Source organism: Dyadobacter crusticola DSM 16708, assembly GCF_000701505.1.
In the GTDB taxonomy this organism is placed as follows: Bacteria; Bacteroidota; Bacteroidia; order Cytophagales; family Spirosomataceae; genus Dyadobacter; species Dyadobacter crusticola.
In genome coordinates this window covers 140,512-164,477 of sequence record NZ_JNJB01000005.1, presented here as the reverse complement: position 1 = coordinate 164,477, position 23,966 = coordinate 140,512, and the positions used below count along the sequence as shown (strand labels likewise).

The following is a 23,966-nucleotide window of genomic DNA, read 5'->3' as shown; positions in this document are numbered from 1 at the left end:
AAAAATACAGCTTTTATCCTCAACGCTTTATATAATCTCCGAAAGAAGCTTGCAGGTAGGCTTTCGCCAGATCCTCTTCCGAATGATCCAACGTTCCTTCCTTTTCCGTGATATTTCCACCAATGTTATCCCGGATCAAAAAACCGCCCGTCCTGATCCAGCCAAGTCCATTATTGAATGCGAAATAGGAAAACGAATTCCGGTTGGCAGTAAAAATATCCTTGCTCCAAACGAATTGTCCGGCGGGTAATTTGACTTGGTTCAGCAATGTAGCGGCCAGGTCTGTTTGAGAACACAGAGCATCTACCTTCCTGTTTGAACTTGCAAGCCCGCCGCCTAGCCAGAGCATCGGAATGTGAAACTCCGAGGGTTTTGTCTTTTTCGTATAAGGCAGCGGGTGGCCATGATCAGCGAGTATCACAATGAGCGTACTCTTCCACCAGGGTTTTGATTTCGCTTTTCGAATAAAGTTGCCGATTGCCGCATCGGTATAATGGTGCGCATTCAGGAAAAGATGTTCAGAATCATTGCCTTGAATGGCCGTTTTTACGGGAACTTCAAACGGCTCGTGGCTGCTCAACGTGAAAAGGGTTGCGAAAAACGGTTCTTTTTCTTTGTCAAGATCAGTCAGCAGCCTGTCCAGCACCACGTGATCGTGAGCGCCCCATTTTGAATTCATATCCGCTTTGTGAAAATCATTCTTGTCAACGATCCTGTCAAAATTATCCTGCAGCAAATAGGATTTCATATTGGCAAACTCGGTTTCACCGCCATAATAAAACGAAGTCCGCCAGCCATTTTTCCGAAACTCTCTCGGCAGGGAAGGCAGCGTGCTCGTCTTTTTAGGTATTTTGATGATAGAATGCGTGGGCTGGGCAGGGTACCCGCTCATGATCGCTACCAGGCCTTTGTCGCTCCGGTTGCCACTCGCGTACATGTTTGTAAACAAAATTCCCTCGTGGGCAAGCTTGTCAAATTGCGGCGTAACGCCCGGTACCCCATTAAAACTGGACGAAATCTTGGCCGTAAAACTTTCCCAGATAATCACAATCACATTCAGCTTTGATGTTGAATCGAGTACGTGCTCCGTATCTCCCTGGGTTTGATAAAGTTCGTGAACAAGCCTTTGCGCCTGCGCTTCATCACTATATATAAATGGATTTTTGTTTGAATAAGAGGCATTGATAATGGAGCTCATGTAGTTCCAGGGAACGTTGACAGCAGCGTAGTTCGCGAAGCTCTTGTCCGAAAAAAACACTGCGCTTTCATTCATGGGAGCCAGCTGAAAGCCTCCGCGTATCGGGATAATCAATGCAGCCGAAAGGACCAGGAAAACCGGTACTGTGTAAACGAACTTCGTAAAATCGAAGTCGGCCACACTCCGCGTTACAATGTTGCGCAATATTGTAATGGTGAGTGCAAGCAAGGCGATCAATAATACCAAAAGCGGCAGTACCGGCGCGGCGCCTGCGGAGGCAAGTGCTTCTCCGGGAGTTTCAAGATAATGAAGGGAAGTACTATCGATCCGAAATCCCCAAGCTTTGAAAAGTTCGAGGTCAATTACTGTGAGTGTCACGATCAAAAATGCGAGTACACTGCTGTAAACGAGCATAAAGCGCTTGTACCAGTTCCATTGCCGGGCAGTGAAAATCAGCAGGATCGTCGGGATCGCCAATATGTAAGCTGCAAAGGAAATGTCCATTCGCAGACCGTGTGTTGCACTTTGCACCCAGAGGGAAGAGGGAAGTTCGAGCGTTTTCGGGTAGTGGTATGTCAGGAAAACGAGGCGGAAAAACTGGAAAAGCAGGACCCAGCTCAGCCCGTACAGGGCAAACAATTCTATTCTTTTACGCATTGGTGTCAATCAAAATATTCCGTAAAGTTCTTAAAAATGAGTATTATGTGCGATCAGCGACAAAACATAAATGTGAAAATGTACCCAGCATTGTTGTTGCTATCCTTAAATAAATAATTTTGGGGAGATTTAATATAACTGATTGAATACATGACATTTCGTTCCAAGGCATTTGAAATCGCCCAAGGGCGGGTTTCGCCCGTCTTAACTCCTCCCGTTGAAAAAGTAGCCGATCTGTACGGAAGCAATACTTTTAATGATGAAGTAATGAAAACCCTGCTTTCGGCAGAGGCTTACGCCAAGGTTTCAACTGCAATCCGTTCAGGATCAACGATCGACCGGGAAGTAGCAGACGAAGTTTCCGCAGCTATGAAATCCTGGGCAATCTCAAAAGGCGCAACTCACTATACGCACTGGTTTCAGCCTTTGACAGGTACAACCGCTGAAAAGCACGATTCGTTCTTTGACTTGACAATGGATGGACGCGCGGTTGAAAAATTCAAAGGCAGCGCGCTTGTACAGCAGGAACCCGATGCCTCTTCTTTTCCAAGCGGCGGCTTGCGCGCCACATTCGAAGCACGGGGATATACCGGCTGGGACCCTAGTTCACCCGCATTTTTAATGGACAATGGCGCCGGCGGCAAAACTTTGTGCATTCCTTCCGTCTTCATTTCATACACAGGCGAGGCGCTGGACTACAAGGCTCCATTGCTGCGCTCGCTGGTTATGCTCGACAAAGCTGCCACCGGGGTGTGCCAGTTTTTCAACCGCGATGTGAGCAAGGTCACTCCAACGCTGGGCATTGAGCAGGAATACTTCCTGGTTGACAAGGCCTTGTACTACGCCCGACCCGATCTTTTGATGGCGGGAAGAACCGTGTTTGGTCACAGCCCGGCGCGTGGACAGCAGCTTGACGATCATTACTTCGGATCTATTTCTCCGCGCGTCAATGCATTTATGGTAGATTTCGAATTTGAGGCTTTAAAGCTGGGAATTCCCGTGCGTACCCGGCACAATGAAGTTGCACCCGGCCAATTTGAATGCGCGCCCACTTTTGAAGAAGTGAACCTGGCGATCGACCACAATGCATTGTTAATGGATTTAATGCAGAAGGTAGGGGACAAGCATAATTTCCAGGTCCTTTTTCATGAAAAACCTTTTGCCGGAATCAATGGAAGCGGCAAGCATAATAACTGGTCGCTGGGTACTGACACGGGCATTAACCTGCTCGCGCCTACTTCAAAACCTAAAGAGAACCTGCGCTTCCTCACTTTTCTTCTGAATGTTGTCAAAGCAGTCCACGATCACGCTGACCTGCTGCGCGCGTCTATATCTTCTGCTGGTAACGAGCATCGCCTGGGCGCGAATGAAGCCCCGCCTTCCATTGTGTCTGTGTTTTTGGGAAATGAGTTGACAAACATGCTGGAAGAGCTGGTCAACAAAGGAGAAATCACGCTCGAAAAAGGAGAGAACTTTTACTATAAGCTAGGCATATCCCGCATTCCCAACTTACAGCGCGATAATACAGACCGGAACCGGACTTCGCCTTTTTGTTTTACGGGAAATAAATTCGAGTACCGCGCCGTGGGAAGTGCGCAGAACAGTGCTTCTCCCATGATAGTTTTGAACACGATCGTAGCTAATCAGTTAATGGAGTTTAAAAGGGAAATGGACGAGCGGCTGGCCGCAGGAGAAGAGAAGAAAGTAGCGACCGTGGAAATCCTCAAACGTTATTTTACCGAATCCAAAAACATCCTTTTTGAAGGAAACGGTTATTCCGAGGAGTGGGTACAAATGGCAAAAGAGCGCGGATTAAGCAATATCAGCGCTACCTATGATGCGCTTTATGCTTATAAAACGGAAAAGACGATCACTGTTTTCGAGAAAATGGGTGTTCTTACTTCAAGAGAGCTGCACGCGCGCTATGAGATCGAGCTGGAAAACTACGTCAAAAAGCTGCAAATTGAATCACGTGTGATCGGTGACCTTGCATTGAACCACATTGTTTCGACAGTGGTTAAGTACCAGTTTAAGCTTGCGCAGACAGCCCGGGCACTTACCGACCTGGAAATGCTGGAAGAAGCGGAGCCAATCAAGGAAATTATCCGGGATATCTCCACGCACATTGTCGTGATCAAACGTCTGGTACACGAAATGACAGAAAGCCGGAAGACCGCAAACAACATTGAAAACCTCTTTGAACGCGCAAAACACTACGGTTCAGAGGTGAAAGGATTTTTTGAAGAGATCCGTTACCACGTCGATAAGCTTGAATTGCTGATCGATGATGAAGATTGGCCTTTGGCAAAGTACCGCGAAATGCTATTTTTGGAGTAAATTACACAGCTTATTAAGTAACAAACATTGTAAATCATGAATCCGGGATTCGATCCAGAAGAAATTGCTCAGCTGAGAAGGGAATGCAAAGCCGAGAGAGCCAACTTCATCTACGTTGATGATGAATTTGAAGACGAAGATGAAAACAACGAACATGCACACGTGCAGTTTGTTGGTATGTATAAAGAGTCGGAAGTGATTTACGACGCATTGATTTATACATTACGGTTACACCATTCCACCCTTGTTTACGACGCTGCTCTGGAGCGTTTGAAGAAGGAAATGCCGCATTACGTTTCACAGGATGAGCGTCCCGCAGACTATAAGATCAGCGAGGAAGATGAAGATGAAGCCGAATTGCTGCTCACGGAATTTATCGAAGAGATCGAAGAAAATGAAGAGATCACCGTCCGCGAGCATGTGCAGATCGACGATACATTTGAATACGGTGTGGGCCTGGAAGTTGGTCTGAACAAAACGGAGATCACTGACAAGGTAATAGATGAATTTATTGCATTGTTCAATGCAGACCGGGTTCAGCTTGACCCGACATTGTATTCCTTCACAGGAAGCGAAGACGAGGATTGATCCGATTGATCTTCAAGTTGATACAACAAAAAAGCCACCGCAAGGTGGCTTTTTTGTTAATCGTATGTCAATGCGACTAAATCGCAGATTTAACAGTTTTGATGATACGTGCAGCTACTTTGTAAGGATCAGCAGCCGAGTTAGGGCGACGATCTTCCAGGTATCCGCTCCATCCTTTCTGAGGAACCAGAACAGGGATACGGATTGATGCACCGCGGTCAGAAACACCGTAGCTGAAATCGTGGATAGAAGCAGTTTCGTGCTTTCCAGTCAAACGCAGGTGGTTATCTGCACCGTAAACTTCGATATGTTCCTTCACAACCGGACGGAAAGATTCGCAAACTTTGTCGAATACTTCTTTGCTACCGGCGGTTCTCAATGCTGTGTTAGAGAAGTTAGCGTGCATACCGCTACCATTCCAGTCAAGTGCGCCAAGCGGCTTGCAGTGCCAGTTGATAGATACACCATACTTCTCGCCGATACGCTCCAAAAGGTAACGTCCCAACCAGATCTGGTCACCAGCTTCTTTCGCGCCTTTTGCAAAAATCTGGAATTCCCACTGACCGGCAGCAACTTCTGCATTGATACCTTCTACATTTAAGCCTGCTTCAAGACAAGCATCAAGGTGTTCTTCGATGATCTCGCGGCCGAATGCGTTTTGTGCGCCTACTGAACAGTAGTATGGACCTTGTGGTGCAGGGTACCCGTTTGCAGGGAAGCCCAGTGGCTTGTTGGTTTCGTTGTCCCAAAGAAAATACTCCTGCTCAAAACCAAACCAGAAATCGTTATCGTCGTCTTCGATAGTTGCACGGCCATTTGAAATGTGAGGAGTACCGTCGGCGTTCAATACTTCGCACATTACCAAATATCCATTCTTACGTTGTGGATCCGGAATAATGTAGACAGGTTTCAACAAACAGTCAGAAGAACCGCCCAGCGCTTGCTCAGTTGACGAACCGTCAAACGACCAGTTGCTGCAATCTTCCAATTTGCCGCTAAAATTATCTTCAATTTTGGTTTTGCTGCGTAGACTTTGGGTCGGCTTGTAGCCATCCAACCAAATATATTCCAGCTTGGACTTAGACATAATAGTACTAGATAAAGTGGTGACGAATAATTTGAACGGCACAATATTAATGCAAAAATGTATTTCCAAAAAATAAAAAATAAGAAAAATTCGGTATACGCAGAATAATATTGCGTTTGTGGTAGTATTGTCAGTAAAAGATGTACTTTTTTTATAATCGAGGGAAGTTTTAGCACGAGCGGTTTTCACAAAAAAACTTGCAAAAACTTGTGAAATGCCTCTTAAAACAGCGGATTATTTAGGAAAATGCATGCAAACTCCCTTAAACAGCTTTAAACGATATTGTCGCATATAACGCCATAGATAATTCGGCTGCTGTTCAGCAAATCGCGATTATTTCTCTATTTTTGGACAAAACCATACATTAAATGGCGAGAGCCAATCTTGGAAATGCACATTTTTTATCAACCTGAGGACGGGATTTTTGAGTTGGAAGAAGAAGAGGCAAAACATAGTACGAAAGTACTCAGACTGGGATCCGGGGATATGATTTTAGTAACAAACGGGCGGGGTCAGCTGTACAAATGCGTGCTGAACATTCAGGGCCGGAAAGTGGGGTATGAAGTAATTGAAACCAGGCTGATCGAACCACGCCCTTTTGCCGTAAATATAGCAGTTGCGCCAACCCGCAAGGCGGAGCGCAATGAATGGATGGTCGAGAAAATGACAGAGATAGGAGTGGAGCGCATTGACTTCATCGTTACCGAACATACAAATCCGGAAACGCTCAACCGGGTGGTGAACCTGGGCAGGCTAAACCGGATTGCCGCGAGTGCGATGAAGCAGTCTCAACAATTTTATAAACCGATCATTACAGTAAATAACCGGTTCGATTCGTTTATCAAAAGTGTTTCATCCGGTACCAAGCTGATTGCCTACGTGCCCGATCAAAATAAGGTTGAACATGTTTTCAATAAAGTTAAAAAAGGTGCTGGTACGACTTTATTAATAGGTCCCGAAGGTGATTTCAGTGAAAAGGAAATAGAGCTGTCTCTTGAACAAGGCTTCACCACCGTATCACTCGGCCCAACCCGCCTAAGAACCGAAACCGCCGCCGTCGCAGGTTGTCACGCGATTAATTTGGCCCAAGAGGTGAATAAGTGAATTTTGAATGAGTGAATGACTGAATGATTGAATAGGTTTTAATACATATAAGTTTTCTAAGTCTTTCTTAATTTTAAATCCATCAGTATAGCCATCGGAAGTGCAAGCATTACTTCCAATTCTTCATCAAATTCAGTCATTCACTCATTCAGTCATTCACTCATTCAGTCATTCACTCATTCAATCATTCAATCATTCCCGCATGAAACCCCACCTCGCCCTTTTTGCCTTGCTTTTCGGTGCGTCCCTGGCATCGTTTGGGCAATCTTCTCTGAAGATAGCCAAGTTGAAGTATGGCGGTGGCGGTGACTGGTATGCTAACAAAACGTCTCTGCCTAACCTGATCAAGTTCTGTAATACAGAGTTGAAAATGAATATCAATCCTGCGGAGGATGTGGTTGAAGTCGGCAGCCCTGATATTTTTACATATCCTTTCGTGCATATGACGGGCCACGGAAATGTGGTGTTTAGTGACGCTGAGGCGCAGAACCTGAGGAACTATCTGCTTTCTGGCGGCTTCTTGCACATTGACGATAATTATGGCCTGGACCAGTTCGTGCGGCGCGAAATGAAGAAGGTGTTTCCGGAGCTTACGTTTGTGGAGCTTCCATTTGATCACCAGATCTACCGCGTCAAATATGTTTTCCCGGAAGGCTTACCCAAGGTGCATGAGCACGACGGCAAGCAGCCGCAAGGTTTCGGATTGATCTGGCAGGGAAGACTGGTTTGTTATTACAGCTACGAAACCGATCTTGGCAATGGATGGGAAGATCAGAGCGTTTACAATGACCCTGAGGAAATGCGCAGAAAAGCGCTTCAAATGGGCGCCAATTTACTGAGCTATGCATTTATGATCCAGTAACATGCGCGGCCAGTCAACCCGGGTGTGTTGAGGCCGTAACGATATATTCCATTTTACCTGTTGAAATTTCGTTTTTTACCCCGCTTACGCTTACTTTTGTACAAACTTCGTTCTTAAAATTCTGCACGCGTTTCATGTATATTGTTCTTATTGTTTTTGTTTTACACTGGTACCTTTCTCTATTCTGCCAGACATTCTTCCTGCACCGCTATTCTGCTCATAAGATGTTCATCATGAGCAAGCCATGGGAGCGTTTTTTCTATTTGCTCACCTATATTTCACAAGGTTCTTCGTACCTGAGCCCGCGTGCTTACGCAATTCTCCATCGGATGCACCATGCATTCAGTGACACCGAAAAAGATCCGCATTCTCCCCATCATACCAAAAATGTATTTACAATGATGTGGGAAACAAAGCATATCTATAATGCAGTACTAAGCCGCAAACGTGCTATTGAAACACGTTTTGAAAGAAATTATCCTGAATGGAATTTTGTAGAAAAGCTGGGTGACTCCTGGATCTCGCGTATCGGTTGGGGCTTGCTTTACATGGCATTTTATATCCTGGCTTATGTATACCTGGATATGCACTGGGCGTTTTTCTTCCTTTTGCCGATCCACTTCTTAATGGGCCCGATCCACGGTGCAATCGTAAATTGGAGTGGTCACAAATACGGTTATCAGAACTTCGACAACGACGATAAATCGAAGAACTCGCTGATTTTTGATTTCTTGATGCTCGGCGAGCTTTTCCAGAACAACCACCACAAACGCCCGAATTCGATCAACTTCGGTTCAAGATGGTACGAAGTTGACCCCACTTACCCGGTGATTAAATTGCTGAATAAGTTGAAGATTATCGAGATTAGGAAGAAGCATTAGGCTTAATGCCAAGTTAGAGCGCCCCTTCGACTGCCGGGCAGTCGAAGGGCGCTTCATTTATGGTCCCCACAAAAAACTTTTGGCAGGCGTGAGACACACCTGCCAAGTTTGCTTATTAACACCACAAAAAATGAAATTCGATAGCATGTCGCCGTTTTGAATATTGCGACAATACAAATTAATCGCGCAATACTTAAAAGCACGTTAATTACGCGTTAGAATTTGCTTAGAGGTGAGAAAGTTTTAGCCGGAAGGTGGTACCCTTTGGCTCATTCGGCTGAATGGAGATTGTTCCATTATGCAGCTTAACGATCCGCTCCACCAGCGACAAGCCAATTCCATAGCCTTTGATATTGGCGGTATTGTCACTGCGGAAGAACGGCTGGAAGACAAGGCTCTGGTCTTCTTTCGGAATCCCCTTGCCTTGATCCGTGAAGCCGATCGTAATCTGGTCTTTTGAAGGTTGCAGGTTAATGTGGACCGCATTGTTGTCGGAAAACTTGCACGCATTATCCATTAAATTAAGAAATGCAGTTTTCAGCAGCGTAGAGTTTCCCGTTACTTCAAGCCACGTATCATCCTCCGGCAGCTCATCGAAATTGAGGATGATATTGTAGGCGGGATTTGCTTCGGTAAGGTTAAGGCGGCAGTCGAGCAGCAGTTCGTCTACGCGCACAACTTCCGTCAGGAGTTCACGCTGGTGCTCGCTTACTTTGGCAAGTTCCAGCAATGTATTGGAAAGCTGCGCCAGTTCCTGAATATCTTCCAAAACGGACATAATGGTAACCTGGTACTCCGATGCATTCCGCTCCTTCAACATACTTACTTCCAGCTGTGACCTGATTTTCGTAAGCGGGTTCTTCAACTCGTGCGATACATTGGCAACGAATATCTTCTGCATTTGAAATGCAGTCTCAATCCGATCGAGCAGTTTGTTAAATGTTGTTGTCAGCCTTCCGATCTCATCTTTTTGATTAGGTACTTCGAGTCGGGTGTCGAGGTTCTGGGGCAAAATGCGCTCTACCGAATTCATTACCTTCGATATGGGTCGTAATGCGCGTTTCGAAAAGATCCAGCCCACTATGGCAACAATGAATGTCACTATGAAAAATAGCACAGTCAGCAGTGTACTGAGGTTGGATAGATTTGCTTCTCCGTACAAATCCTTTGCCCCCAGCATTACTACTGCGCGGTTGAATGGATACTTGTAGTACAATCCAACGACTTTGTAATCGCCGTCCATGTAACGGATTTGTCCCGCTTTCCTGATTTCGTCCAGCCAATAGTCAGAAACGTGCAATGCTTTGGATTGGGGAGAGGCGAGATTGCTGTAAATGAGACGGTTTTTTTCGTCAAAAATAAAGGTATTCTCGTCGTAGATCAGATCACGGTTGGTCTCGTCTAACGCTTTCAGTACGTCGATATTAACCTGAGGTACCTTTAAAAGCAGCTCTGCCTGGGACTTGGCTTTGGAGCCGAGCCTGGCGTAAAAATCTTTCGTAACGTTGTCGTAAGAGAAATAGTAGATAGCGAGAAACGTAATAAGAAGAATACCGCTTACCAGTAAGGAAAACTGAACCGTAAGTCGGGTGCGGATCTGCATATTACTCTACTTTTAGCACATAGCCCATTCCAAAAAGCGTATGGATGAGCTTGACAGGATAATCTTTATCGATTTTTTTACGTAAATAATTAACGTAAACCTCAATTACATTGGTACCCGTATCAAATCCGATATCCCAAACCTGCTCCGCAATTTCCACTTTTGAGATAACCCGGCCCTGGTTGCGGATCAGGTACACCAGTAAATTAAACTCACGTGCCGTCAGGTTGATCTTGTTGCCGGAACGATGAACTGTCTTAGCGTCCAGGGAAACTTCCAGGTCAGCAAAACGCAGTACCTGCGCAGTGTGGCCAACCGTCGCGCCCCGCTTGGTTAATGCACGTACGCGGGCAAGTAATTCCTTGAATTCGAACGGTTTGACGAGATAATCATCCGCGCCTGCATCCAGGCCGGTTACTTTATCGTCGGTAGTACCCAATGCAGTCAGCATGAGTATCGGCGTTTCATCTCCCCAGGTCCTTATTTCGCGACAAAGCTCGATACCATTGATTCCGGGAATGATGATGTCGCTGATTATGAGCTGGTAAGTATTATTTTTTGCTAATTGTTTTCCAATCAGACCGTCGTAAGCGATGTCAACTTCGTATCCATTTTCTTCCAGTCCCTGTTTGATGGACTGCAATGTTTTCGGTTCATCCTCGATCAGTAGTAGCTTCATTTGATGGGTAAAAATAGCTCGGAAACTTCATTCCAGTCGGAAACGCGCTTATAGCCCTTTTCTTTCAGGTTGTGTGGAGCAGTGAATAAAATACCCTGCCCCTGGAATGCAGCCAGATTTCGAACATGGTCATCAATCAGGTAATCTGAATGGATTATGCTTTTATATCCACAAAAGACAATGTTGGTCCAGGGGATAAATGAAAAGTGTTTTTTGAGCCAGTCGAACTTATCCCGAAATGAGGTGGGAAATTCCATGCAGGCTGTGGCAACAAACAATTCGTAATATTTGGATAGCTTGTAGACAGTTTCCTGCGCTCCTTCCATTACCTTAATATCTGCAAAAAAGCCCGGCGTATCTATAATTTTGTTGAGCTTGGTCAGCTGTTTCGGATGGAGCAGCTCACGCAGCGCCTTCGAACGCAGCTGCTCGGCTGTCAGGATCGTGTCAAAATCATTGAGGATAATGCTGATCAGTTTCTCGTGGGTATCTGCCAGCACATCGTCCATGTCCAGGGTCAGTCTCAGCATCAGATCAGCGTTCTTTGCGTGTCAAAATTTTCAAGATAATCATTTACACGTTTCAGGAACAAGCCTCCCAATGAACCGTCCACCACGCGGTGATCGTACGAATGCGAGATAAACATCAGGCTCCTGATCCCGAGCAAATCCCCTTGCGGCGTTTCGATTACAGCCGGCTTTTTCTTGATAGCACCGAATGCCATGATTGCCACCTGCGGCTGTACGATGATGGGTGTGCCCATCAAGTTGGCGAATGCACCAATGTTGGAAATGGTGTAAGTGCCTCCTGCAAGATCGTCGGCTTTGAGCTTGTTTTCACGCGCGCGCCTTGCAAGTTCGTTCACTTTACGCGCCAGGCCAGGCAAATCATACTGATCGGCATGATGTATGACCGGCACGATCAGGTTACCGTCGGGAAGCGCCACCGCCATTCCGATGTTTATTTCTTTTTTCCGGATAATCTTGTCTCCGTCTACCGAGATATTGATCAGCGGATAATCTTTGATTGCTTTCACCACCGCCTCGATCAGGATTGGGGTAAACGTAATACTATCACCGGACTTCTTGCGATACTCGTTTTTGATGTGCTCCCGCCATTGCACAACGGGTGTCATATCTGTTTCAATGAAGGAAGTAACGTGGGCGGAGATCCGCTTGGAATCTACCATGCGTTGTGCGATCATTTTTCGCATCCGGTCCATTTCCACAATATCGCTGCCTCCATTCATGGAAGTTGCGGCTGGCACGGGCTGCGGTACCTGCTTTCGGGTATCAAGAAATGAAAGGATATCATTTTTGGTGACGCGGTTTTCCATTCCGGTACCGTGAATGGAGGCGAGCTCCTTTTCACTTATATTTTCCTCGCGTGCAATGCTCAGCACCAAAGGGGAATAAAAGGGGTTCAATCCGGCTTCGTGACTGCCCGTCAATATTTCTTTCTGGGCGAGCGCTTGTTCAAAGTCCTTTTCCAGCTGTGACGCGACTACTACCTCTTCGGTCTCTTCGGCGGGTGCGTGCTGTAAAATTGCGGGCTCGCCAGGCGTATCATCCTCCACTTCAATCTGCGCGACGGGGCTGCCGATCGGTACCACGTCATTTTCCTTTACAAGCCACTTGGCCAATGTGCCCACGTAGGGGCAGGGTACTTCGGTATCTACCTTGTCTGTCGCTACTTCCAGAACAGAATCGTCTATTACCACTGCTTCGCCTTCTTTTTTCAGCAGGTGCAAAACAGTGCATTCCATTATGCTTTCGCCCATTGAAGGCATTACCATTTCTAATATTTTCATACAGACTATATTAACCGGCAACAATTGTCGCCCGTAATTGATCAATTACTTAAGCCTTCGCAACCAGATTACCTTTCAAGGTGGTTTTCCTTAAAAGATTAAGTACATAGGAAGATGTAAGTTCAATGTTTATTTTCCTGTCGTTTCTCAAACTCAGCAATTGCGTGACGGTTCCGCCGGGCGCTGCACAAGCGATCCAGACTGTACCTACGGGCTTTTCCGGTGTACCTCCGTCAGGGCCGGCAATGCCCGTCGTGGCGATTGCAAAAGTGGTATTCAGCACGCTTCTTGCTCCTTCGGCCATTTCCCGCGCGGTTTGCTCGCTCACAGCGCCGAATGCGTCCAGGGTTTCTTTTTTTACGCCCAACACATTCATTTTGATTGCATTGCTATAACTCACAACAGAGCCTGCGAAGTAACGGGAAGAGCCAGGTACTGCTGTAATGCGACTGGCTACATAGCCTCCTGTGCAGCTTTCTGCGGTGGCTAATGTAGCTTGGTTGTCAATGAGCAAGGATCCGATTACCGTTTCAAGCTCATCAAGGTCGAAGCCGAAAACGTGTTCTTCAATCAATGGTAAAAGTGTGTTCACCTGTTGCTGCAACTCTTTTTCAAGAAGCGCCTGATCGGTGCCGGTACCTGTCAGCCGCAGGCGGACCTGTCCGAAATGGGGTAGGTAAGCGAGCTTAATGTGGCTGGGCAATGCAGTTTCCCATTCAGCTATCGTTTCGGCCAGGAAAGATTCACCTATCCCGATCGTGCGTACTGATTTATGCTGGATGATGGTTGTAGAGAATTTCGCTTTCAGCCTGGGCAGAATCTCATGTTCCATCAGGTTCTTCATCTCATAAGGAACTCCTGGCAATGAAACATACACGACATTGTCCTTCTCAAACCACATTCCCGGCGCTGTTCCCCATAAGTTCGGTATGTAGGTACAGTTTTTGGGGAGTGCTGCCTGTTGAATATTGAGTTCTGTCATGGTACGTCCCCTTTTGGCAAAGAATGAGGTTACCAGCGCCAGCGCTTCCTGATTGATTTCAAGTTCAGTGCCGAAGTATTCGCAGAAAGTGTGTTTCGTGATGTCGTCACGGGTAGGTCCGAGGCCGCCTGTAACTATAACCACCTGTACACGCTGGCTGGCTTCTGTGAATGCATCGAGTATATCCTGCTTGTTGTCTCCGACAGAAGTTTTTCGCACAGGACGAATGCCGATGTCAGTCAATTGAGTGCCAATCCATTGAGTATTGGTATCGGTAATCTGACCAAAAAGTATCTCGTCACCGATGGTAATTATTTCAGCCCTTGTGGAAGAAATCATCTCTTTGAAATGGATTGTTAAGAACCGTTAATTCCCAAAAATAAGTAAAATTAATCGTTATTGAGTACGTTTGAACCTTAGTACAGCACCAACCAAGTCTTTTGTAATGAAACATAAAATCATAGCTCTCACGTTGTTTTCCCTGCTTTCCGTAACTGATTCGATGGCCCAGTTCAACCTCGGAAAAGTGTTCGATAAGGTGGGAGGGAAGAATAACACCGGACTCGGTGAGAACGAGATCGTTCAGGGTTTGAAAGAAGCTTTGAATGTCGGGATCAGTAATGGATCGGCTGAGGCTTCCAAGGTAGACGGGTTTTTTAAGAATGAGCTGATCAAAATCGCGGTACCGCCCGAGGCGCAAAAAGTCGCTGAAACCTTACGGAAAATGGGACTGGGTGCCCAGGTAGATAAGTTTACATTGTCCCTTAACCGCGCAGCAGAAGATGCAGCGAAAAAGTCAAAGCCGATCTTCGTTAAAGCGATCACTTCCATGACAGTGCCGGACGCGCTTGGCATCCTGAAAGGTCAGGATGATGCTGCGACTCAGTATCTTCGGAAATCGACCAATGATGATTTGTTCAAAACGTTTTATCCGGTGGTGGACAGTACATTGAACCTCAACAAGGCGACCGAATATTATGAGGACATTGTGAATACCTATAACCAGATCCCACTAGTGAAGAAAGTGAATCCCGACCTTAAAGAATATGCTACCCAGAAAACCATTGACGGACTGTATGTTCTGATTGCGCAGGAGGAGAAAAAGATCCGGGAGAACCCTGGCGCGAGGGTTACGGATTTGTTGAAAAAAGTTTTCAGCAAGGCGGGAAAGTAGCATTACGCGGCTTTTATAAACCCCAAATGCTTACTTTTGCTGAAAATTAACACCGTTTATGAAAAAGTCAGAAATACATTTCACCGTTGAATTAGACGATAAAAATATACCTGAAAAGATATTCTGGGATGCGACCGACAACCCAAATGAAGGTATCAACGACACCCGCGCCATTGCAATTGCGGTTTGGGACCATTACCACAGAGGTACCCTCAAAATTGACCTTTGGACAAAGGATATGGAAGTTTTTGAAATGAAGCGCTTCTATATCGAGCTCATGAGCGGAATTGCGGATACCATGCTCACAGCGACAAACGACCGCGCAATGGCAGAGGCAATCGAAGGCTTGTGCGAAACGCTCAGCAAAAAGCTCGACGAGGAAATGAAGGCGGCAAAGTAGTCTTCGGCTGCCGGGCGACCCCGTGCGCTCAGGGTGACAAGGCTTCAACTAATCTTGTCACACTGAGCGCAGTCGAAGTGTCAATGCGCTACTAATCCTTCGCGCTCCTTCTTCGGCAAGCTGGCTACGACCAGGTTATAGGAGTCTTTCACCCATTCAAACAACAATTCACTGGAAATACTGCCTGTTACATTGACAGTATTCCAGTGTTTTTTATTCATGTGGTACCCGGGCTGAACGTCCGGGTACTGTTCTCTTAGCTCTGCTGCTTTTTCAGGATCGCATTTCACATTGAATCCAAGCTGCGGCGAATCCAGGGAGGTCAGCAGAAATACTTTGCCTTTTACTTTAAAAACAAGGGTATCCGGTCCGAAAGGTAGTTCCTCGGTAACACCCGGTTGTTTGAGGCAAAACTCACGCAGCGTCTCTAAGTTCATCTGGTTAATGCTCTTACGATCATTACAATAAGACAAATCAAGAACATGATGATAGAAATCCTGTTGATCCCATGCATCATGCGCAGGTTAAAAGAGTCGGGCGCATTTGGGTCTTTTTTCTTGAAAACCCGAACGAAGTAGTAAAACACGTCGCCCAGTTGAAAGTACTTTTTCATAATATCTGACTGATTAATGCTTTAAACCAAAATTTCACGTTCGCTGGGTTCAATCCAGCGGCCATCCTCACGAATAAGCTCAATCAGTTCCTCCACTGCCTTTGCAGCAGTTACCGATCTTTTTATCACTTCCTGGCCCCGGTATAACGCAATTTTATCTTTTCCCATTCCCACGTAGCCATAATCTGCGTCAGCCATTTCTCCGGGTCCGTTTACAATGCAGCCCATAATTCCGATTTTCACGCCTTTCAGGTGCTCGGTATGTTTACGAATCATCGCAGTCGTTTCCTGCAGATCGAAAAGTGTCCTGCCGCAAGATGGGCACGAGATATATTCCGTTTTCGACATTCTTGTCCGCGCTGCCTGCAGAATGCCGAATGCAATACTGTTGTAAGAGCCAGCGATCGTCAGCTTCTCGTCGTGAAGCGTATTTTTAGCAAAATCGGGACTAAGCATTACGCCGTCACCGAATCCGTCGACAAGTAAACCGCCTACGTCAGTAGCAGAATAGAGCGTCAGCTTGTCGCCGATATCTGTCTTATAATTTCTCTGAATAATAACCGGTACCTTAATTTTCAGCTCGGTTAATTTGTAAAACAACCTGCGCAGCTCGGGCATTGCATGTTTGTTCCGGGTAAAAAGTACCAGCACTATCTTCTCGGCAGAGCTGATACCACTCAGAAAAGCGTCTCCAAAAGAGTGGATATCGCCTCTTACAAAATTGAGCTGCTTACTTGACTCACTCTCTCTCGTACTCCATTCCGCTGCTTCGAACAATGGGAATTTACTGTCTCTCTCCGGGTGCTGCAACCACTGTCTGTAATCCAGGATTTCCTTCAATCCATTGGGCAGCATAAACGGAACCGGGTTTTGTGCAGTGTAAATGTAGTCGGCGCCCTGATCGTTCATAGCCCATTTGTCCGGCACAGGAAGAAAGAAATGCCCGATACTTTTAAGATCTGACAAGTTTTGAACCGGAATATCAGAGTAATCAGCAATTACGCGCGGCACGTTCAAATGGCCGATATTATTGACTTCGTAAGTATCTCTTCGGGTATATTGAAATGGATTAATCGGACAGCCGGCAATCGGCTCTATTTCATCGTGCGGAACACGGCTTGTATATCTTTCAATCAATGCGCGCGCAACCGGAGCTTCTTTTTCAGGTGCTTCCGTGAGTGATACCCGAACCGTATCCCCTAATCCATCTTCCAGCAAGGTGCCGATCCCGACAGCCGATTTAATACGACCGTCTTCCGCCTCACCGGCCTCCGTCACGCCGAGGTGCAGAGGATAAGGCTTCAACCCTTCTTCATCCAGGCGCTGTACCAGCAGTCGGTAGGCTTCTACCATTACCTGCGTGTTGCTGGATTTCATCGACAGTGCGATGTTATAATAATTCAGTTCCTCACAAATCCGCAGAAATTCCAGTGCGGATTCAACCATTCCGAGCGGCGTGTCGCCGTAGCGGCTAAGTATCCTGTCTGACAGCGAACCGTGGTTGGTACCAATGCGCATTGCTGTGCCATATTCTTTACAAATCCTCACCAGCGGGATAAATTTCTCCCTGATCCTTTCGAGCTCGGCTGCGTAAGAAGCGTCGGTATAATCTATGATCTCGAAGCGCTTTTTGTCGGCATAATTTCCAGGGTTAATCCTTACCTTTTCGACAATGCGGGCAGCTAGCTCCGCCGCATTGGGAGTAAAGTGAATATCGGCAATCAGCGGCACATTTATTCCCATTTGGCGTAACCCCTTTCTGATATTTTCCAGGTTTTGGGCCTCTTTCACACTGGGAGCTGTGATCCGCACGTACTCACATCCGGATTCGACCATTCGCACCACCTCGTCGATGGAACCCTGGGTATCCATCGTGTCAACGGTTGTCATTGATTGTACGCGGATGGGATAATCGGATCCCATGGGCAGGTCTCCGATCTGAATGGTAATGGTTTTTCTGCGTTGATATGCTGTCAGCGAGGGACAGTAAAGATTGCTTTTTATCTCAGAAGGTGCGATAATCATGGGATTTGAATGTGATCCGGTATGCACAAAGGTCTTAAAAGAATAACACAATCGGAATTACATTCGTGCCTTTTTAAGGGTTTACATCTTCAATCCTCGTACCAGAATCCACTGTGATGATGTAACTTTTTCCACCTTCTCTTTCAATGGCTTCGGCTACTTGCTCAGCGTTTTGCGGCGCGTAAACGAACATACAGCCGCCGCCTCCCGATCCGTTTATTTTGCCACCTAATGCGCCCGCCAGCAAAGCGGCGTCCATCATGCGCTCTATCTTGGGAGTGGAAGTGCGCTTGAAATCGCGGAGGTTCTTGTAATGCCGGTAGAGCAAATTGCCGAAGTGTTCGTCAAACGATTGATCGACAGTTTCTTCGCTGTTTTTGCTCAACAGTATTTTTCCTTCTAACAGGATATCCCGGTCCTCTACATTCGCACGCAGGAGTCCGAGCTCGTCTTCGGACAGAATGTTCCGGTAGTCTGCAAGATGCTCGGGCGGGGTGCTGAAAATGGAGAATTGTGGGTTGAAAGAGGTTACTTTTTTAATTACGTCCTCCATTCCAAACCGGCATCTTGCCAAAATCCCGAGGGTATCTTTTGGTTCAAGGGAATCACCCAAAACGAACGTGCCGAGCTTCGGTGTGAGCGTTTCAACCTTGATCTCCGGTGTGGATTCGAGGTATATTACATTCCCGATGGCAGTTGAGTAATGGTCCATCATGCCGCCGGGCTCTCCGAATTCAAGTACCTCAGCCGCATTGGCGATCTCTCCGAGTTCTTTCTGAGAAAAGTGAGCAGGATTGTCGCTCATTTTATCCAGGAAGTGCGCCCAGGAAACAATGAGCGCAGAGGAGCTTGACGTGCCGGAGTTGATCGGGATATTCCCTTGAATCCGGCATTCAAAACCTTTTGAAAAAACAAGTCCCCTTCGCCTCAGCACATTGATTGTACTGCGGAAGTAATCCCGCTGCATCACATAGGGAAAAGTATCGTGCAGCGAAAAATCCTGCCGAAGGCCCAGGTCCGGCAAATGCAATACTACCTGATCATCGTTCCGGTAAGTGCCGTCGATACTGATCCTGCGTGAAATGGCGGCTGCGATCACCGGTAGTCCCAGATAATCCTGGTGTTCACCGAAAAGGCAAATGCGGCCGGAAGTTGAAATCCTCATGAACTACCAGCTTTTCTTTTTGTGGCCGATAAGACCGAAATAGAGAATGAATAGGTAGAGCGGCAACATGATCCAGTAAGCTTGCTGTGTGCTGCCAATTGAATCGGCGATGCCTCCGTAAACGAGCGGCAGAATCGCGCCCCCGGAAATACCCATTACAAGTAGTGCAGAGGCTGTTTTCGTGAATTTACCCAATCCGCTCAGCGACAATGGCCAGAGTGCAGGCCAGATAACCGCATTGGCAAAACCTAAAATCGCAATGCAGAGTACGGAAGTGAAACCGGTTGAATTTACTGCGACCAGGGTAACAATCACGCCAAGTATCGCGCAGAACTTGAGATAAGCCTGCTGGGAAACATATTTCGGGATCAATGCGACGCCGAGAATGTAGCCGAACATCATTCCATACAGCGTATAAGTACCAAACAAACGCGCTTCTTCTTCTGCAAAGCCGAGGTCGATACCATAGCTGATGATCGTGTCGCCTGCGATTACCTCTACACCCACATAACAGAACAATGCAATTACACCCATCACAAGGTTCGGGAATTGCAGTACGCTCGTTTTATTCACAACTACCTGCTGCGATGTATTCGCCACCGGCTCTTCTTCCTCTTCGCTTACTTCAACCAAACCTTTGGACAGGCGGATCATGATAGCCGTGGCAATCAGTACCAGCGTGAGTACAATGTATGGGGTTACCACTTTATCGAGTTCGTCCTTTGGGTCCACCGACGAGGCGCCTGCCAGCAGCAGCTGACCGAAAATCAGCTGGCTGATTACACCTGCTGTTTTATTGGCAATCCCCATGATACTGATGCGCTGGGCAGCACTATCGCGCGGGCCGAGAATGGTTACGTAAGGGTTTGAGGCGGTTTGCAGTACAGTAAGGCCGATACCGATGGTGAACAAACCGACGAGGAACAATGGATAGGATGCCATGGAAGCCGCAGGAATAAAGATCAGCGTACCAGCCGCCATAACCAGCAATGCGAGTGACATACCATTCTTAAAGCCCGTTTTTTTCAGAACGAGAGAAGATGGGATCGCCATTAACGTGTAAGAAATGAAGAATGCGAAGGTAACCAGGTAGGAGCTGGTATTATCCAGCGAGAATGCCTTTTTGAAAAAGCTGATCAGTGTTCCGTTGACCCAGGTCACGAAACCCATAATAAAGAAGATGATACCAATGATTAGGAGAGGGACCAGGTAGTTATTTTTTTTGCTCATTTAAATAATGGTTGATTTGGATGCCGGGGGTTATCTGTCGCGAAATTTAACTATTTACATACAATACTGAATAATGGCTATTCAGGCTCTTCTTTATTCTGCGTTTGGCCGCAATTTACATGCAATAAGCAGTTTTTTAATTTTTTTACGAATTAAATAATTCTGGCGCGCAACGTGATTCATGCAGATGATTTCGCATTGATGTGAACATTTTAGAAATGAATGGCGTTTACCAAAGGCAAGTGACTCCTTTGAGCATTTCACGCAGGCTCAGACCTTAAATGTGTTGGACACATACTTTGTTACGACATTTAAGGATTAACAATTAAAGTGATTTACAAAATGGTGCAAAAGGTGGCTGTGTTCCGGAAGGAGCATTTCAATGCGGCTCATCGTCTTCATAACCCGCAGTGGTCGGATGAAAGGAACGCAGCAGTATTCGATAAATGCAACAATCCCAATTTTCATGGGCATAATTATGAGCTGATCGTCCAGGTAACCGGGCCGGTTGATCCTGAGACAGGTTATGTGATTGACATGAAATTGCTGAGTACCATTTTGAAAGAGTTCGTGATTGATCGTTTTGATCACAAGAACCTGAATCTCGACGTACCTGAATTCCAATCCCTGAATCCTTCCGCAGAGAACATCGCGATCGTTATTTACTCCATTTTAAGACCCAAAATTGATTCGGGGTTTGACCTGAAAATTAGATTATATGAAACCGAACGGAACTTTGTCGAATATCCCGCCAACTGAAATTTTGGACCTGGAAGAAATCGGTGACGATCACGTGTTCAACTCCATTGAAACGCCGATCCGGAAGGATGCTTTCGCTATGGAAGATGAGGTGAAAATGGAACTGATTGAAAAGCATTTCAGGCACATCATGGAAATCATGGGCCTGGACCTGACCGATGACAGCCTCAAAGGAACACCCAAAAGAGTTGCGAAAATGTTCATCAAGGAAGTTTTCAGCGGCCTTGATCCGAAGAATAAACCAGCTGTCACGCTGTTTGACAATAAATACAAATACGACCAGATGCTGGTCGAGAAAGATATTTCGGTGTTTTCCAATTGCGAGCACCACTTCGTCCCCATTTACGGAAAAGCGCACGTAGCTTACATTTCCAGTGGCAAGGTGATCGGGTTATCCAAGCTCAACCGCATTGTAGAATATTACTCGAAGCGGCCGCAAGTACAGGAGCGGCTTACCGTGCAAATCGCCAATGAATTGAAACAGGCCCTGCAAACCGAGGATGTTGCGGTGGTGATCGACGCGCAGCACATGTGCGTACAATCCCGCGGAATCCGCGATTCAGGAAGCTCGACGGTGACCGCTTATTATGGTGGGAAGTTTGAGAACGAGGTGACTAAGAAGGAGTTTTTGAGTTATCTGGGAAAGTAGTGCTTTCCTTGTGTCACTCTGAGCTTCCTCGCTTTGTGACGCTGAGCGTCAACTTTTGTCACCCTGAGCGCAGTCGAAGGGCAGGCTGCACGTCCCTTCGACTGCGCTCAGGGTGACAAAAAAGCTTTGTCAGCAACAAAAAACGGGGCTTGCATATCGCAAGCTCCGTTTTTGTTGTACACATAAATCAAACTAAACCATCGGCCCAACTCTCTCCAAAAGCGCCTTCGTTGCCTTGATACCATCATATTCAGAAAGCTTGCTTCCTTCGTATTCGATACCTGCGATCCCTTTGAAGCCTGCGTCTTTTACGATTTTCAGGATTTTGGTGTAATCCGTTTCAATGCAATTTCCTTTTTCGTCAAAATCGTAAGTTTTCGCGCTTACTCCTTTTGCAAAAGGCATCAGTTCTTTTGTTCCCTGATATCTGTCGTAAGATTCTTCACAGCCGTCTGCTTTTCTTTTGATACAGAAATTGCCGAAGTCGGGTAGGGTACCCACGTTTTTCAGGTTTACCTGCTTCATTACACCGGATAGCCACTGGCCGTTTGAAGACGAACCACCGTGGTTTTCTACGATCACGTTAATGCCTGTTTTGGCAGCAAATTCGCCTAATTTACCTAAACCTTCTATCGCAGCTTTTGCGATTTCTTCATCGGATCCTTTTCCAAATGCATTCACGCGAATGGTTTTGCAACCCAGGTATTTCGCAGCTTCAACCCATTTGTAGTGATTCTCTACTGCCTTGTTACGTACTGCTGCGTCGAGTTCGCCCAGGCCGCCTTCACCGTCGATCATGATCAGGTGCGCTTTCACTCCGTTGTCTTTTTGTCTCTTAATCAAATCGTTGAGGTACGTTTTATCCTCAGCTTTGTCCTTGAAGAATTGGTTTACATACTCAACAATTGAAATGCCGAACTCTTTCTTGGCCAGTTCAGGAAATTCAAGGTTGGTCAGTTTTTTGGCAAACAATGCTTTGTGAAGCGACCATTCAGCAAGGGAAATGTCAAACCAGAGCTTTTTGGCTGGATCGGCTGCAAAAAGATCGGTCAAGGTGGTGGCAGCAAGCGCAGTAGCGCCTGCCTGTTTTAGGAAATCGCGTCGGGAAACGTACATTTTGGTTAGAATTTAGATTAAAAGTTACTCTTGTATATTGATCTTCGCTTCTGTGTAAAGCTTCTCATTCTTCACAAGTTTTGCCGCGTCCCATTCGATATCGTGGACGAAGGCATGCTGGCGTACGGGGCAATTCTCGATCCTGCAAAAGTAGCAGCATTGAAACAGGCAGGGATCTGCATGCACAAAAATCTCAGTTTCGCCTGCGTGGCTGTTTTTGAGTGTGTTTTCAAAGTTATGAATTGTTTCGTGCACTTTTTGAAGTTCCCAATAATAGGGTAACGTCAGGTGGCAGTCAATGTGCAGGTCGGAGCCGTACTGCTGCACACGCAGGTTATGAACGTCAATCCAGTCCTGCTTCTTGTTGTCCCGCAATGTGTGTACTACTTTTTCGAGCAGCGCTTCGTCGCTTGCGTCCATTAATCCGGCGACCGATTTGCTTACGAGGATAAAACCATTGTAAGCCAGGAACACGCCGAAAAGCAGCGAAGCAACACTATCGATCCAGACCTGGCCGGTGAGTATAATCAGGCCCACACTTACGATCAGCACAAGGCTGCTGATACTGTCCGACATCAAGTGCCTGCCGTCGGCGATCAATGCGAGCGAGTTGGCTTTTTTTCCTTCGCGAAGCAGCCTGTACCCGATGATGGTATTCACAAAAATTGTAAAAACAATGAACCCCGAGCCTTGCAGCAGATTCTGGATTGGCGCTGGCTCCATCAAACGTTTCACAGCTTCTATGATAATGAACAGCGAGGCGATCATAATCAATGCACCTTCAAAACCTGCGGAGAAAAATTCAATTTTCCCGTGGCCGTAAGGGTGATTGCGGTCTTTCGGCTGGGCTGAAAGATAGATACTGTAAAAAGCAAAACCACTCGCAATCACATTGATGATCGACTCAAGTGCGTCACTCAGAATGGCGTTGGAAGAAGTAATATAGTAGGCAAAAAACTTCAAACCCGTCAGAAGAATACTGGCTATAAAAGACAGCAAAATGAGACGTTGTTTGAGCTTATTTTGGTTTATTTGCATCTGGGAGCT

Annotated in this window: 23 protein-coding genes; 9 read left to right on the top strand and 14 right to left on the bottom strand. The window is 46.4% G+C overall.

Going from position 1 to position 23,966, the window contains the following annotated elements; all coding sequences use genetic code 11:
* Positions 1-19 precede the first annotated feature (19 nt).
* On the bottom strand, positions 20-1,855 hold the full coding sequence (locus Q369_RS0106890; protein WP_031527068.1) for an LTA synthase family protein: 1,836 nt from the start codon (positions 1,853-1,855) through the stop codon (positions 20-22).
* 150 nt (positions 1,856-2,005) lie between these two features.
* On the opposite strand from Q369_RS0106890, the gene Q369_RS0106885 reads away from it, so the two are divergent.
* Both Q369_RS0106885 and Q369_RS0106880 read left to right on the top strand, forming a co-directional pair.
* On the top strand, positions 2,006-4,192 hold the full coding sequence (locus tag Q369_RS0106885) for a glutamine synthetase III family protein (protein WP_031527067.1): 2,187 nt from the start codon (positions 2,006-2,008) through the stop codon (positions 4,190-4,192).
* Between the two features lie 36 nt (positions 4,193-4,228).
* Positions 4,229-4,780, top strand: a complete 552-nt coding sequence (locus tag Q369_RS0106880; protein WP_031527066.1) for a hypothetical protein — start codon at positions 4,229-4,231, stop codon at positions 4,778-4,780.
* Between the two features lie 76 nt (positions 4,781-4,856).
* Here the strand turns inward: Q369_RS0106880 and Q369_RS0106875 are convergent, their stop codons facing one another.
* Positions 4,857-5,867 carry a glutamine synthetase beta-grasp domain-containing protein gene (locus Q369_RS0106875; protein WP_031527065.1) on the bottom strand — a complete coding sequence of 337 codons (1,011 nt, stop codon included), beginning with the start codon at positions 5,865-5,867 and terminating at the stop codon, positions 4,857-4,859.
* Positions 5,868-6,257: 390 nt separating this feature from the next.
* Between Q369_RS0106875 and Q369_RS0106870 the strand changes: the two genes are divergently transcribed.
* The 3 genes from Q369_RS0106870 (at position 6,258) to Q369_RS0106860 (ending at position 8,714) form a co-directional block, all read left to right on the top strand.
* The gene (locus Q369_RS0106870; RefSeq protein ID WP_031527064.1) at positions 6,258-6,971 is read left to right on the top strand and encodes an RsmE family RNA methyltransferase; all 714 of its coding nucleotides are present in this window, start codon (positions 6,258-6,260) and stop codon (positions 6,969-6,971) included.
* Positions 6,972-7,173: 202 nt separating this feature from the next.
* Complete coding sequence (locus Q369_RS0106865; protein ID WP_031527063.1) at positions 7,174-7,833, top strand: DUF4159 domain-containing protein; 660 nt, start codon at positions 7,174-7,176, stop codon at positions 7,831-7,833.
* A 134-nt stretch (positions 7,834-7,967) separates the two neighbouring features.
* Positions 7,968-8,714, top strand: a complete 747-nt coding sequence (locus Q369_RS0106860) for an acyl-CoA desaturase (protein ID WP_031527062.1) — start codon at positions 7,968-7,970, stop codon at positions 8,712-8,714.
* Positions 8,715-8,940: 226 nt separating this feature from the next.
* On the opposite strand, the gene Q369_RS0106855 is transcribed toward Q369_RS0106860, so the two are convergent.
* Genes Q369_RS0106855 through Q369_RS0106835 form a run of 5 tightly spaced genes read right to left on the bottom strand, consistent with a single transcriptional unit; the run spans position 8,941 to position 14,127 of the window.
* A complete protein-coding gene (locus Q369_RS0106855; RefSeq protein ID WP_031527061.1) occupies positions 8,941-10,317 on the bottom strand; it encodes a sensor histidine kinase in 1,377 nt (458 codons plus the stop codon).
* A 1-nt stretch (position 10,318) separates the two neighbouring features.
* Entirely contained in the window at positions 10,319-10,996 is a 678-nt protein-coding gene (locus Q369_RS0106850) for a response regulator (RefSeq protein WP_031527060.1), read from the bottom strand.
* Complete coding sequence (locus Q369_RS0106845; RefSeq protein ID WP_031527059.1) at positions 10,993-11,526, bottom strand: 5' nucleotidase, NT5C type; 534 nt, start codon at positions 11,524-11,526, stop codon at positions 10,993-10,995. The genes Q369_RS0106850 and Q369_RS0106845 overlap by 4 nt, the downstream gene beginning before the upstream one ends.
* On the bottom strand, positions 11,526-12,806 hold the full coding sequence (locus Q369_RS0106840; protein ID WP_031527058.1) for a dihydrolipoamide acetyltransferase family protein: 1,281 nt from the start codon (positions 12,804-12,806) through the stop codon (positions 11,526-11,528). The genes Q369_RS0106845 and Q369_RS0106840 overlap by 1 nt, the downstream gene beginning before the upstream one ends.
* A gap of 49 nt (positions 12,807-12,855) precedes the next feature.
* The gene (locus Q369_RS0106835) at positions 12,856-14,127 is read right to left on the bottom strand and encodes a competence/damage-inducible protein A (RefSeq protein ID WP_031527057.1); all 1,272 of its coding nucleotides are present in this window, start codon (positions 14,125-14,127) and stop codon (positions 12,856-12,858) included.
* Between the two features lie 106 nt (positions 14,128-14,233).
* Here Q369_RS0106835 and Q369_RS0106830 point away from each other — a divergent pair, with 106 nt between their 5' ends.
* Entirely contained in the window at positions 14,234-14,962 is a 729-nt protein-coding gene (locus Q369_RS0106830; protein ID WP_031527056.1) for a DUF4197 domain-containing protein, read from the top strand.
* Between the two features lie 58 nt (positions 14,963-15,020).
* Positions 15,021-15,362, top strand: a complete 342-nt coding sequence (gldC, locus tag Q369_RS0106825) for a gliding motility protein GldC (protein ID WP_031527055.1) — start codon at positions 15,021-15,023, stop codon at positions 15,360-15,362.
* Positions 15,363-15,442: 80 nt separating this feature from the next.
* Here the strand turns inward: gldC and Q369_RS0106820 are convergent, their stop codons facing one another.
* The 5 genes from Q369_RS0106820 to Q369_RS0106800 form a co-directional block, all read right to left on the bottom strand.
* Entirely contained in the window at positions 15,443-15,799 is a 357-nt protein-coding gene (locus tag Q369_RS0106820) for an MmcQ/YjbR family DNA-binding protein (RefSeq protein WP_031527054.1), read from the bottom strand.
* The gene (locus Q369_RS0106815) at positions 15,796-15,975 is read right to left on the bottom strand and encodes a DUF6728 family protein (RefSeq protein WP_031527053.1); all 180 of its coding nucleotides are present in this window, start codon (positions 15,973-15,975) and stop codon (positions 15,796-15,798) included. The genes Q369_RS0106820 and Q369_RS0106815 overlap by 4 nt, the downstream gene beginning before the upstream one ends.
* Before the next feature lie 21 nt (positions 15,976-15,996).
* Positions 15,997-18,000: a (E)-4-hydroxy-3-methylbut-2-enyl-diphosphate synthase gene (gene ispG / locus Q369_RS0106810; RefSeq protein WP_031527052.1), complete on the bottom strand. Its 2,004-nt coding sequence runs from the start codon at positions 17,998-18,000 to the stop codon at positions 15,997-15,999.
* A gap of 73 nt (positions 18,001-18,073) precedes the next feature.
* Complete coding sequence (locus Q369_RS0106805) at positions 18,074-19,165, bottom strand: GHMP family kinase ATP-binding protein (protein WP_031527051.1); 1,092 nt, start codon at positions 19,163-19,165, stop codon at positions 18,074-18,076.
* A 3-nt stretch (positions 19,166-19,168) separates the two neighbouring features.
* Positions 19,169-20,395, bottom strand: coding sequence for a sugar MFS transporter (locus Q369_RS0106800; RefSeq protein ID WP_031527050.1), 1,227 nt, complete (start codon positions 20,393-20,395; stop codon positions 19,169-19,171).
* Between the two features lie 342 nt (positions 20,396-20,737).
* Here Q369_RS0106800 and Q369_RS0106795 point away from each other — a divergent pair, with 342 nt between their 5' ends.
* Both Q369_RS0106795 and folE read left to right on the top strand, forming a co-directional pair.
* Positions 20,738-21,154, top strand: a complete 417-nt coding sequence (locus Q369_RS0106795) for a 6-pyruvoyl trahydropterin synthase family protein (RefSeq protein WP_031527049.1) — start codon at positions 20,738-20,740, stop codon at positions 21,152-21,154.
* Positions 21,114-21,803, top strand: a complete 690-nt coding sequence (gene folE, locus Q369_RS0106790; RefSeq protein WP_031527048.1) for a GTP cyclohydrolase I FolE — start codon at positions 21,114-21,116, stop codon at positions 21,801-21,803. Before Q369_RS0106795 ends, folE begins: the two co-directional genes overlap by 41 nt.
* A gap of 192 nt (positions 21,804-21,995) precedes the next feature.
* On the opposite strand, the gene Q369_RS0106785 is transcribed toward folE, so the two are convergent.
* Both Q369_RS0106785 and Q369_RS0106780 read right to left on the bottom strand, forming a co-directional pair.
* Complete coding sequence (locus tag Q369_RS0106785) at positions 21,996-22,919, bottom strand: sugar phosphate isomerase/epimerase family protein (RefSeq protein ID WP_031527047.1); 924 nt, start codon at positions 22,917-22,919, stop codon at positions 21,996-21,998.
* A 24-nt stretch (positions 22,920-22,943) separates the two neighbouring features.
* Complete coding sequence (locus Q369_RS0106780; protein ID WP_031527046.1) at positions 22,944-23,957, bottom strand: cation diffusion facilitator family transporter; 1,014 nt, start codon at positions 23,955-23,957, stop codon at positions 22,944-22,946.
* Positions 23,958-23,966 lie beyond the last annotated feature (9 nt).

Excerpts from the sequence above, each read along its gene's own strand:
- Q369_RS0106890 (WP_031527068.1), bottom strand. The coding sequence starts at position 1,855 with ATGCGTAAAAGAATAGAATTGTTTGCCCTGTACGGGCTGAGCTGGGTC.
- Q369_RS0106885 (WP_031527067.1), top strand. The coding sequence starts at position 2,006 with ATGACATTTCGTTCCAAGGCATTTGAAATCGCCCAAGGGCGGGTTTCG.
- Q369_RS0106880 (WP_031527066.1), top strand. The coding sequence starts at position 4,229 with ATGAATCCGGGATTCGATCCAGAAGAAATTGCTCAGCTGAGAAGGGAA.
- Q369_RS0106875 (WP_031527065.1), bottom strand. The coding sequence starts at position 5,867 with ATGTCTAAGTCCAAGCTGGAATATATTTGGTTGGATGGCTACAAGCCG.
- Q369_RS0106870 (WP_031527064.1), top strand. The coding sequence starts at position 6,258 with ATGCACATTTTTTATCAACCTGAGGACGGGATTTTTGAGTTGGAAGAA.
- Q369_RS0106865 (WP_031527063.1), top strand. The coding sequence starts at position 7,174 with ATGAAACCCCACCTCGCCCTTTTTGCCTTGCTTTTCGGTGCGTCCCTG.
- Q369_RS0106860 (WP_031527062.1), top strand. The coding sequence starts at position 7,968 with ATGTATATTGTTCTTATTGTTTTTGTTTTACACTGGTACCTTTCTCTA.
- Q369_RS0106855 (WP_031527061.1), bottom strand. The coding sequence starts at position 10,317 with ATGCAGATCCGCACCCGACTTACGGTTCAGTTTTCCTTACTGGTAAGC.
- Q369_RS0106850 (WP_031527060.1), bottom strand. The coding sequence starts at position 10,996 with ATGAAGCTACTACTGATCGAGGATGAACCGAAAACATTGCAGTCCATC.
- Q369_RS0106845 (WP_031527059.1), bottom strand. The coding sequence starts at position 11,526 with ATGCTGAGACTGACCCTGGACATGGACGATGTGCTGGCAGATACCCAC.
- Q369_RS0106840 (WP_031527058.1), bottom strand. The coding sequence starts at position 12,806 with ATGAAAATATTAGAAATGGTAATGCCTTCAATGGGCGAAAGCATAATG.
- Q369_RS0106835 (WP_031527057.1), bottom strand. The coding sequence starts at position 14,127 with ATGATTTCTTCCACAAGGGCTGAAATAATTACCATCGGTGACGAGATA.
- Q369_RS0106830 (WP_031527056.1), top strand. The coding sequence starts at position 14,234 with ATGAAACATAAAATCATAGCTCTCACGTTGTTTTCCCTGCTTTCCGTA.
- gldC (WP_031527055.1), top strand. The coding sequence starts at position 15,021 with ATGAAAAAGTCAGAAATACATTTCACCGTTGAATTAGACGATAAAAAT.
- Q369_RS0106820 (WP_031527054.1), bottom strand. The coding sequence starts at position 15,799 with ATGAACTTAGAGACGCTGCGTGAGTTTTGCCTCAAACAACCGGGTGTT.
- Q369_RS0106815 (WP_031527053.1), bottom strand. The coding sequence starts at position 15,975 with ATGAAAAAGTACTTTCAACTGGGCGACGTGTTTTACTACTTCGTTCGG.
- ispG (WP_031527052.1), bottom strand. The coding sequence starts at position 18,000 with ATGATTATCGCACCTTCTGAGATAAAAAGCAATCTTTACTGTCCCTCG.
- Q369_RS0106805 (WP_031527051.1), bottom strand. The coding sequence starts at position 19,165 with ATGAGGATTTCAACTTCCGGCCGCATTTGCCTTTTCGGTGAACACCAG.
- Q369_RS0106800 (WP_031527050.1), bottom strand. The coding sequence starts at position 20,395 with ATGAGCAAAAAAAATAACTACCTGGTCCCTCTCCTAATCATTGGTATC.
- Q369_RS0106795 (WP_031527049.1), top strand. The coding sequence starts at position 20,738 with ATGGTGCAAAAGGTGGCTGTGTTCCGGAAGGAGCATTTCAATGCGGCT.
- folE (WP_031527048.1), top strand. The coding sequence starts at position 21,114 with ATGAAACCGAACGGAACTTTGTCGAATATCCCGCCAACTGAAATTTTG.
- Q369_RS0106785 (WP_031527047.1), bottom strand. The coding sequence starts at position 22,919 with ATGTACGTTTCCCGACGCGATTTCCTAAAACAGGCAGGCGCTACTGCG.
- Q369_RS0106780 (WP_031527046.1), bottom strand. The coding sequence starts at position 23,957 with ATGCAAATAAACCAAAATAAGCTCAAACAACGTCTCATTTTGCTGTCT.